At 49.7% G+C, this 9,625-nt stretch carries 11 protein-coding genes; 2 read left to right on the top strand and 9 right to left on the bottom strand.

The window, feature by feature from the left end; all coding sequences use genetic code 11:
- Window positions 1-613: 613 nt before the first annotated feature.
- Window positions 614-1,162: an SGNH/GDSL hydrolase family protein gene (locus tag AC3WTP_RS03120; RefSeq protein WP_492393119.1), complete on the top strand. Its 549-nt coding sequence runs from the start codon at window positions 614-616 to the stop codon at window positions 1,160-1,162.
- 136 nt (window positions 1,163-1,298) lie between these two features.
- On the opposite strand, the gene AC3WTP_RS03115 is transcribed toward AC3WTP_RS03120, so the two are convergent.
- Window positions 1,299-2,690: a class I SAM-dependent rRNA methyltransferase gene (locus AC3WTP_RS03115; protein WP_492393118.1), complete on the bottom strand. Its 1,392-nt coding sequence runs from the start codon at window positions 2,688-2,690 to the stop codon at window positions 1,299-1,301.
- Between the two features lie 190 nt (window positions 2,691-2,880).
- On the opposite strand from AC3WTP_RS03115, the gene AC3WTP_RS03110 reads away from it, so the two are divergent.
- Entirely contained in the window at window positions 2,881-3,846 is a 966-nt protein-coding gene (locus tag AC3WTP_RS03110) for a Na/Pi cotransporter family protein (RefSeq protein ID WP_492393117.1), read from the top strand.
- Here the strand turns inward: AC3WTP_RS03110 and deoC are convergent.
- From deoC to AC3WTP_RS03070, 8 genes are all read right to left on the bottom strand, one after another.
- A complete protein-coding gene (gene deoC / locus AC3WTP_RS03105) occupies window positions 3,779-4,489 on the bottom strand; it encodes a deoxyribose-phosphate aldolase (protein ID WP_492393116.1) in 711 nt (236 codons plus the stop codon). The genes AC3WTP_RS03110 and deoC overlap by 68 nt on opposite strands.
- Window positions 4,490-4,495: 6 nt before the next feature.
- Window positions 4,496-4,933, bottom strand: a complete 438-nt coding sequence (locus AC3WTP_RS03100; protein ID WP_492393115.1) for an NUDIX hydrolase — start codon at window positions 4,931-4,933, stop codon at window positions 4,496-4,498.
- Window positions 4,934-5,030: 97 nt separating this feature from the next.
- Window positions 5,031-6,377, bottom strand: a complete 1,347-nt coding sequence (gene mtaB, locus AC3WTP_RS03095; RefSeq protein ID WP_492393114.1) for a tRNA (N(6)-L-threonylcarbamoyladenosine(37)-C(2))-methylthiotransferase MtaB — start codon at window positions 6,375-6,377, stop codon at window positions 5,031-5,033.
- Window positions 6,378-6,381: 4 nt separating this feature from the next.
- On the bottom strand, window positions 6,382-7,149 hold the full coding sequence (locus AC3WTP_RS03090) for an RsmE family RNA methyltransferase (protein WP_492393113.1): 768 nt from the start codon (window positions 7,147-7,149) through the stop codon (window positions 6,382-6,384).
- Window positions 7,150-7,225: 76 nt separating this feature from the next.
- Window positions 7,226-7,909, bottom strand: a complete 684-nt coding sequence (locus AC3WTP_RS03085; protein ID WP_492393112.1) for a site-2 protease family protein — start codon at window positions 7,907-7,909, stop codon at window positions 7,226-7,228.
- A gap of 17 nt (window positions 7,910-7,926) precedes the next feature.
- Window positions 7,927-8,904 carry a 50S ribosomal protein L11 methyltransferase gene (prmA, locus tag AC3WTP_RS03080; RefSeq protein WP_492393111.1) on the bottom strand — a complete coding sequence of 326 codons (978 nt, stop codon included), beginning with the start codon at window positions 8,902-8,904 and terminating at the stop codon, window positions 7,927-7,929.
- Between the two features lie 170 nt (window positions 8,905-9,074).
- On the bottom strand, window positions 9,075-9,278 hold the full coding sequence (locus AC3WTP_RS03075; protein ID WP_492393110.1) for a hypothetical protein: 204 nt from the start codon (window positions 9,276-9,278) through the stop codon (window positions 9,075-9,077).
- Window positions 9,275-9,454, bottom strand: a complete 180-nt coding sequence (locus AC3WTP_RS03070; RefSeq protein ID WP_458568625.1) for a YfhD family protein — start codon at window positions 9,452-9,454, stop codon at window positions 9,275-9,277. Before AC3WTP_RS03070 ends, AC3WTP_RS03075 begins: the two co-directional genes overlap by 4 nt.
- Window positions 9,455-9,625: the final 171 nt, after the last annotated feature.

Genomic DNA, 9,625 nt, shown 5'->3' with positions numbered 1-9,625 from the left:
TATCGTAAGCTCCATTATACCATGCCAAACACGAGAACACACGTTTGTAAAATGGTCACCAGTGTTGTCCTGATTTCTCTCTGTATTAATTGACATTTCTGCTGTCACTTCTCACTTTCAAGAGCATTTGTCCCTCGATCGCCTCGGTCTAAGGCTGAGACTCACTCGGCGTGGCTCATTTTGCGGTTGAGACGTTAATTTACGACGTCTCAGCTGCTTTTTTGCCTTGTTCGAGGGCTGAGACGCTATTTTTCGACGTCTCAGGCCCTCCGACTCTCTCTACGAGGCGCATTTTGCGGCTGAGACGTTAATTTACGACGTCTCAGCTGCTTTTTTGCCTCGTTTGAGAGCTGAGACGCTATTTTTCGACGTCTCAGACCCTCAGACTCTCTTTACGAGGCGCATTTTGCGGCTGAGACGTTAATTTACGACATCTCAGCTGCTTTTTCACCTCGGCTGAGGGCAAAGACGCAAAATCGTTATCTATAAATATGAGAATACGGATTGACTACTCATTGGTAAAAATAGTATTCTTGCATGCAAGATCAAACTCTGAATGGTATCAACTGTGTCTAATATTACTTTTAAAATCATTAGGAACGGAGTGATTTAGATGAAAAAGGTATTGCTGCTCGGCGATTCCATACGGCTTGGCTACCAACCTTACATTCAAGAAGGGTTGAAAGGAGAGGCACATGTATGGGGATCTGAGGATAACGGTCGCTATTCCAAATACACATTATGGGGTGTAAATCTGTGGATTAAAGAGTTCGGAACTCCTGATGTCGTTCATTGGAACAACGGTCTATGGGATTTGCATCATGAAGCGCCGATGGTCGAAGCCTTAACTTCACTGGATGAATATGTGGAAAATTTAAAGCGAATTATTAACGAGCTGGAGCGAACTGGAGCTAAGATTATATTTGCCACTACCATTCCCGTACCTCCTGATACCGTCGTCAGAAGCAATGCTGAAATAGACCGCTACAACGATGCTGCGGTTGCTTTAATGCAATCGAAAAACATCGCGATTAACGATCTGAATCAATTGGTTCGAACGGACATGGAAGCCCATATCTGTGAAGATCGCCTTCATCTGACAGAGCTAGGCTACAAACGATGCGCGGATCAAGCAATCGCCATGATCAGACCATATTTATAGAAGCTCGGAGTAGACAGAATGCAAGGCTAAGATGTTTCATACCGCCAGAGATTCATCACACGATGTCCATGTAAAATGAAGAGCAACATTCCACGACAAACCCGCGTCGTAAACTGCTGCTCTTCATATCGAGTCACTATTTGCTTCTTACTTCGAACACGGCAAACTTCAGATAATGCCCTTCGTCCACACCCGCAATCTGCGGATGATCCTTGCCTGCTGCGCGCCACTCGATCAGGCGCAGCACCTTACCCGCATCCTGTGCCGCATCCAATATAGCTTCCATGAACTTATCCGGGCGCATATGGAACGAACAGCTTGCGGTCACCAGATATCCGCCTTCGTTGACGAGCTTCATCCCGTGCAAGTTAATATCCTTGTAGCCGCGATAAGCACCTTCAACCGCGCTGCGTGTCTTAGCGAACGCAGGAGGGTCGAGGATCACGACATCCCACGTACGTCCGCCGCCAGCGGTCAACGCTCTCGAGGTATCGATCTTCTTCTTGCCTTTTCCTTCTGCGCTGCCGCCCTCGCGCAGCACTTCAGCGCGCTCCGAACGCTCATCCTGACCACGCACCTGTTGACGCAAATAGTCAAATGCATCCGCTACAACGAATTCCACGCGATCTGTGAAGCCATTCAATTCCACATTGCGCTTCGCACTTTGAATCGCATGATCAGAGATGTCGAGGCAGGTTACTTTCTTCGCACCGTACTTGCAAGCATGCAAGGTGAAGCTTCCGGTATGAGCGAAGCACTCCAGCACCGTCGCGCCATCCCACCAAGGAAAGGTTACGGTCTTGCCATTCGCGTTCACTGGCAGCTTCTCGATCACACCTGCATCCGTCTCTACGTCCTGAAGCTGAATCCCACTTCTAGCTCCCCAGCCCGTCATCAACGGCGCGATCGAAGCTCGATTCTCACGCTGATCGAAGAAATATCCCGTCTTCTGGCCTTCCTCAATATCGACTTCGATAAGAAGCTCGTTCTCTCTCACCTGAACATGACGCGGGCATTCCCCGTACAACACGCCAGTGCGCTGCTCAAGGCCTTCCCGCTCACGAATCGGCACATCGCTGCGCTCATAGATTCCCTTCGGCTGCATCACCTGTACAAGCGCCTCTACGATCGCTTCGCGATGGACATCCATGCCGAGCGTGACAATCTGCACGACCAGCACATCGTCAAATCGATCCACAACGAGGCCCGGCAAAAAGTCTGCTTCACCATAAACAAGGCGATATGCGGTAGCACCAGGAAGGAATCGATTGCGTTGCGCAAGACAGTCTTGAAATTTCTTAATAAAGAACTCCGTATTCATTTCAATATCCGGTTCATAAGAAACAACTCGTACCGTTATTTGAGATGCCGCATTGTAATAGCCAGTCGCGACATACTTTCCTTTTTCATTCTGAACATCGACAAGCGAGCCTGGCTCCGGCTCCCCGATGACACGTTCAATTTCTGATTGATATACCCATGGATGCGAACGCTCAATCCGCTTCTTGCGCGATTTGACGAGCACCACTGCAGGGCGCTGTATATTGCTTTCGATAAGTTTCCCCTCCGCTCAGACTCCTGTCTGCACTCTGCCCAGAAAGGCTTGTCATGGTTGTCCCATGGAGCGCATACATATGTAACAATATCCTACTCAGTATACCTGCGGTATATCTAAGCACTATCTCTGTTCTTGAAGATATTTGGACAAGGAGCCTGCTATGTTTAAAGAACTGCTGCTGCCCATGTTGAGCGGCTTAACCCTGTTTTTATTTGGCATGAAAACGATGGAATTCGCACTGCATCTGTGGGCCGGTCCCTACCTTCAGCGCATGCTCCATCATTCAACCCGCACTCCGATTCGCGGTATGGTATTCAGCTCGATTATGACAGCTGTTATGCAGAGCAGCACAGCGATAACCGTCATCGCCATCGGACTCGTGAATGCTGGTCTCATGACCTTTCCACGAACGCTTGGCATCATCCTCGGAACCAACGTAGGAACGACGCTCACAACCGAATTGATCGGGCTTAATATTAATCAATACGCCGTTCCATTGATGATAGCTGCCGCTGCCTTATGGATATGGGGCGTCATCGCAGACGACATCGTCCCTAATCTGATTCCGCGCATGCAGCATTGGTGGAAGCCGATGCAATATGCAGCAATCGCAATCGCCGGTTTCTCGTTCATCCTGCTCGGAATCGAGTGGATGAAGATGGTGAGCGAACCGCTGCAAGCGCGCGGACTGTTCACCTGGTTCCTAGAGCGCTCTCAAGTCAGCTTGCTGTGGGCGCTCGCGGCAGGGATGGTCATTTCCGCCGTCGTCCACAGCAGTGCCGCTATCATCGCGCTTGCGATGGGATTGGCCGCTACCGGCGCGATGCCGGTCGAAGTCGGCATTGCCATCGTCATCGGTTCCAATGTAGGCACTTGCTTCACCGCGATCATTGCCTCCATCGGAGGTTCACGCAGCGGGCAATTCGTCGCCTGGAGCCATGTTGCGCTCAATGTAGGCGGCGCATTGATCTTCTATCCCCTGCTGCCGCAGCTTCATGCGGTTTCCTCATGGATATCCAGCAATGAAGCGGCTCAGGTCGCTCATGCGCAAACGATCTTTAATATTGCGAGTTCTCTGATTGCGCTCCCGCTGTGCTATCTCCAGGTGTGGAAGCGTGTCCGCTGACGATCTGTACGCCAGAGCTTGCTCCGATTCGGTTCGCGCCCGCTTCGATCATCGCCAGCACTGTTTCACGATCACGAACTCCGCCAGAGGCTTTAACCCCGATGGAAGGAGATACACTCGCGCGCATGAGACGAATATGCTCAACCGTTGCTCCGCCTTTACCGAAGCCGGTCGAAGTCTTCACGAAGTGCGCGCCGGCTGCTTCAGACAGGCGGCAAGCTGTTACAATCTGCTCATCTGTCAGCATACCGGATTCAAAGATGACTTTAACAATTGCTTTGCCTTGCACCATGTTAACAACTGCGCGAATGTCGTCTTCCACCAGCTTGTGATCGCCAGCCATCAATGGACCAATCTGCAGTACCATATCAATCTCTTCCGCACCGTCTTCGACCGCACGCGCAGCTTCAAACGCTTTCGATTGAGTTGAATTTGCTCCCAGCGGGAAGCCGACTACAACAGCGATCTTAACGCCTGATCCTTTTAGCAGCTCTGCACATGTGCGAACCCACACCCCATTTACACATACGCTATAAAATTGATGCTCGATCGCTTCCTTGCACAATTGCTCAATCTGCGCCTGATTCGCATCCGCCTTCAACAAGGTATGGTCGATATAAGAAGCTATTGCCTTCGGTTCCATCGTTGATCATCCCTTCACATTCAATTGTAATCGTTCGAATGCTTGTCGAACGATGCTATCGTTATTATCATACCCGAATTCCCTCTGTTGTTTCCATGCTTCTTCCGGCGTGAACCAGCTTACACCGCGTATTTCTTCAACCTGCGCCTGCAGATCGCCGCCCTCAGCTTCTACCAGAAAGTAGTGAACCTCTTTATCTACTGTGCCGTATTCAGGATGTACATACTCATACCGAATGACGTCGATCGGCGCGATAATGCGGCCGCGAATGCCTGTTTCTTCTACGATCTCACGGAGCGCCGTCTCTTCCACAGTCTCTCCTGCTTCCATCTTGCCTTTTGCAAGCGACACTTTGCCGTAACGATCCTGAATCAACTGAATCTCGACAGCACCTTCTCTTTCACGGTAAACGACACCGCCTGCTGATATTTCCTTCCGATTCATTCCGAATACCTCCTATCATCGATATGTATATCGTAACCGAACAGAAAGAGGATTTCATCGAGTCTCTCACAAGACAGCTGAAATCCTCCCCTTATGATTACATATTAACAGCTTGATCCATGCTCGAATCGAGAACGCGCACAAGTACGCCGCGATTCTCATTAACGCCTGACTCGGTTATCTTCACGCGGCACAGCTTACCGACCAATGACTCATCGCCTTCAAACATGACCTGCAAATAGTTGTCGGAGTGTCCCATTACATGGCCGGCTGGCAATGTTCCTTTGGAATTGCGTTCTGGTATGACATCCAGCACTTCTCCTACAAAATGCTTCGCATAATCGAGCTGCATCTTTTCGGAAAGCTCAATCAGCTCCTGAACATGCGCATGCTTCAGATCTTCATCAACTTGATCTTCCATACGTGCTGCAGGTGTGCCTGTACGCTTTGAATATGGGAATACGTGCATTTCAGAGAATCCGACACGCTTCATATACTCATAGCTCTCGCGGAACAGCTCTTCCGTTTCACCTGGGAATCCGACGATAACATCAGTTGTAATCGCCACATCCGGCATGGCCTCACGAATACGCGCCAATTTCTCAGCAAATTCTGCAGTCGTATACTTGCGTCGCATACGCTTCAGCACTTCATCCGTACCCGCTTGCAGCGGAATATGAAAATGGCGGCACATCTTCGAAGACTTGTTCAGCACCTCGATCATGCGCTCATCAATCTGGCTTGCTTCAATCGAGCTGATACGAACGCGCTCCAGGCCTTCAATCTTATCCAGATCCCAGAGAAGATCCGTCAGATCATAATTCTCGAGATCATCCCCGTACCCGCCAGTGTGAATACCAGTCAATACGATCTCCTTGTAGCCTGCAGCGACTAATTGTCGCGCCTGCTTGAGGACGCTCTCCGGTTCACGGCTGCGGGACAAGCCGCGCGACCAAGGAATGATGCAGAAGGTGCAGAAGTTGTTGCAGCCTTCTTGAATCTTCAGGAACGCACGCGTATGCTCCGCGAAATCCGGTACATCCAGCTCTTCAAATGCGCGCGTCTTCATAATGTTGCGCACCGCATTAATCGGTTGACGTTCCGCTTGAAGCTGACCAACATATTCCATAAGCTTATCGCGATCCTGAGTGCCAATTACGAGATCGACACCTGGAATGTCCATAATCTCAGCTGGAGAAGTTTGAGCGTAGCAGCCAGTTACCGCAACGATCGCGTCAGGATTGCGGCGAACAGCACGGCGAATGATCTGTCGGCTCTTCTTATCTCCTGTATTGGTAACGGTACATGTATTGATTACATATACGTCCGCTGTTTGTTCAAAGTCGACCTGCTCATAGCCAGATTGCTTGAACAACTGCCACATGGCCTCTGTATCAACGAAGTTAACTTTACAACCTAATGTATAAAATGCTACTGATGGCATTTGTTCACACTCCCCCCATTTCTCCAGATTCGTACAGCAAACAAGCGAGTGCCAGCATGCCTGCTGTTTCAGCGCGGAGAATGCGTCGACCGAGACCGACGCATATTGCGCCCGCTGCTGTTATTTCTTCTACCTCGCGCGGTGCGAACCCGCCCTCCGGTCCAACGACGATCAGCACGCGGCTATCACGCGCTTCTGCCTTGCGTTCGGCGACGAACGGCGCCGCCACATCGCGCAGCATCGTCCCTCGCTCATCCTCATAGCAGAACAACACTAGATCGAATTGCGCAGTTTCTTGCAGCAGCTGCTTCCAGCTCATGCAAGAATCGATAACAGGTACGCGATTGCGGTGCGACTGCTCAGCCGCTTCCTTCGCGATCTTGCTCCAACGCTCAATACGCTTGGCTTCCTTCTTCGCATCGTACTGCACGACTGTTCGTTCAGAGATGAACGGAATGAAGCCAGCCGCTCCAATCTCTGTGCATTTCTGAATAATAAGCTCCATCTTATCGCCCTTCGGCAAGCTCTGGGCAATGACGATATGATACACAGGCTCTCGGTCCCATGCCTTTATTTCGACGATTCGCGCTTTGACCATCTGATCCTCAAAGGATTCCAATTCTACCAGCGCTTCGCGCGTTTCCCCATCACTGACGAGAAACTTCTCGCCCGGCTTGGCGCGCATTACATTCTTCAAATGATGGGCATCTTGTCCCGTTATCTCAATCCCATGCTCTCCGAACTGCTCGGGAGCAACAAAGTATTTTTGCATCGTAATCAACATTCCTCATCATACACGTTTTGCACTGCCATCGCTACCATTGACATCTTTTTTCCAATTATAATTATCATCCACCGACCAAGAAATAAGCAGCCTTGCTGAAATTCATGTAGATCGGTTGAATGAGACTGAACAGTGGATCAAGCGTAACACTCCGTAAAGGCGGTATAAACACAATTAACATAAAGATGAAAATAGACCATTGCTCAAACTGTGTCAGCTTAGCTCGAATGCGGCGCGGCGCCAAGTCTTCGATAATTCGGTAACCATCCAGCGGCGGAAGTGGAATTAAGTTAAACAGAAACAGCAAGATATTGTATGTGATAAAGTAACTAAAGAATATATCCAACGCTTCCATCGGTCGAGTCATGGCAGCGAAGTCAATCCAGCCAAACTTCAAACATACATGAAGCAACAGTACACCAATAAAAGCCATCACGAGATTGCTAAGTGGTCCTGCCGCCGATACGACGATACTCATCCAACGCTCGTTCTTGAAGTTCGAGCGATTCACAGGAACTGGCTTAGCCCAACCGAATCCTACGATCACGAACAAGAGCGTCCCTAATACATCCAGATGCTTCGCCGGATTCAACGTCACGCGCCCGAGCATCTTCGCTGTCGGATCGCCAAACTTCCAAGCGAAGAAGGCATGTGCGAACTCATGCACCGTAAACGAGATCATAAGAACAAGCAGCAAGAAGGGAAGCGTTTCTAATGGGACAGCCAAAAAGCGATCCAAATTATCCATAATGTCAAGCCCTCCTATTATGGTTTACGAGCAATGAATGCCACCCAATTCTCTTCGCGCAACGTCTCTTCCATGATGAAGCCATGCTCCACCAGAGCATCATGCACGAGCTGTTCTTTGTTGTTGTAGATCCCAGACGTTATATAAAATCCGCCCGATTGAAGCGCAGCGTAAACATCATCAATGAACAGAACGATAATCTCCGCTAAGATGTTAGCTACCACGATCTTTACAGGCAATTGCACACCAAGCCCAGCTTCTGCGCTGTTCTCGCTAGTGTTCAAGATATGCAATAGATCGCCTTCGTGAACGGTTATAGAATCTTTCAAATGGTTTAACTCGACATTAGTAGAAGCACTTGTTACAGCTACTGGATCGAGATCAATCGCTAATACATGGCGAGCGCCAAGAAGCATAGAGCCAATCGCGAGCACGCCTGAACCTGTACCTACATCGATAACGTCCTCTCCGCCTTGAATAACGGATTCCAACGCCTTTAAGCACAAGGACGTAGTTGGATGGGTTCCGGTTCCGAACGCCATGCCTGGATCGATCTCAATGATGCGCTCATCCTCGGATTGCGCCGTATACGATTCCCAAGTCGGCTTAATCGTCAAGCGGTCCGTAATGCGCATCGGTTTAAAGTATTGCTTCCATGCAGATGACCAATCATCCTCGTTCACCGTACGCCAGCTCAATCTGCCTTCACCTGGATCAATATCATAGGTACGAAGCTCCTCTATGCGCTCCTTGATCTCGGCTTCGATTGCTGCTAGATCGGAGCCATCGGAGAAGTAGCCTTGCATCACCGCATGACCTTCCGGGATATCATTTAGAGGCGTATCATACAATTCTCCGTATGTTGTATCGCGCTGTTTGTTCAGCGTTCCTGATTCTTCAATACTTACACCGCCGGCTCCCGCTTCTAGAAGAAAGTTAGAGATCATCTCCGTCGCTTCTTCCGTCGTATGTATCGTTAATTCATGCCAATGCACGTGTGCATCCCCCTTCATCACTATAACTTGTTCTCTGTGACGCCTCTAGACGCAGACGTACCCACATCCTTACTATTGTACACAAAAAACAAACTCCTTACAACGACAGGAGTTGGCACCTAACCACCATCCAGCCGCGCAATGAGTTTGTATCGTTTCAAGCTTATTTGCTACCACTGTCCAGCATGGTCCGTAATGATAGCCTGCGCTATCGGCAGCATTCCAGCAGGTACATCTGCATGCAGAATATAGCCGCTCGCAGAAGCCGCTGTGTCTTCCGTCATCTCTACATGTGGAATCCGCAAGGCCTGCAGCTTTCTCTCGCAAGTCCTCGCTTCGTCAACGCCCGCAAATCTCGCTTCGAAGTAACTCATTTCTGCTCCGCGCGCGCATCCGCCGACTCTGCACGTTTCAAGGCGATCAGGTCTTCCGCGTCAGCAAGCTCTGGTGAAAACTCAACATCTTCCGCTTTCCCAATAGGCAATCGCCCCGCCGCCGGCTGGCCTTTCAAACCCGCTTGTGATGGAAGGTCTTGTTTCGGTCTGTTCATTGCTGATAAATACCTCCTTCATGTATGTTCTGAGTTACTTTGTGTTGTTCTGTTCTTTTTATTCTTAACTATAGGGCTGTCCTCGATCCTCACGAATACTTCCTGCATACTCCAAGGTTTTGTCTACCAACGGAAAGGGAATACTTCTTGTATTCGCAAAAAGATGCTGGA

Source organism: Paenibacillus sp. EB106-04-04-XG159, assembly GCF_058791835.1.
Note: the sequence above shows the minus strand (reverse complement) of the source record. Positions and strands in the feature narration are given on the sequence as shown.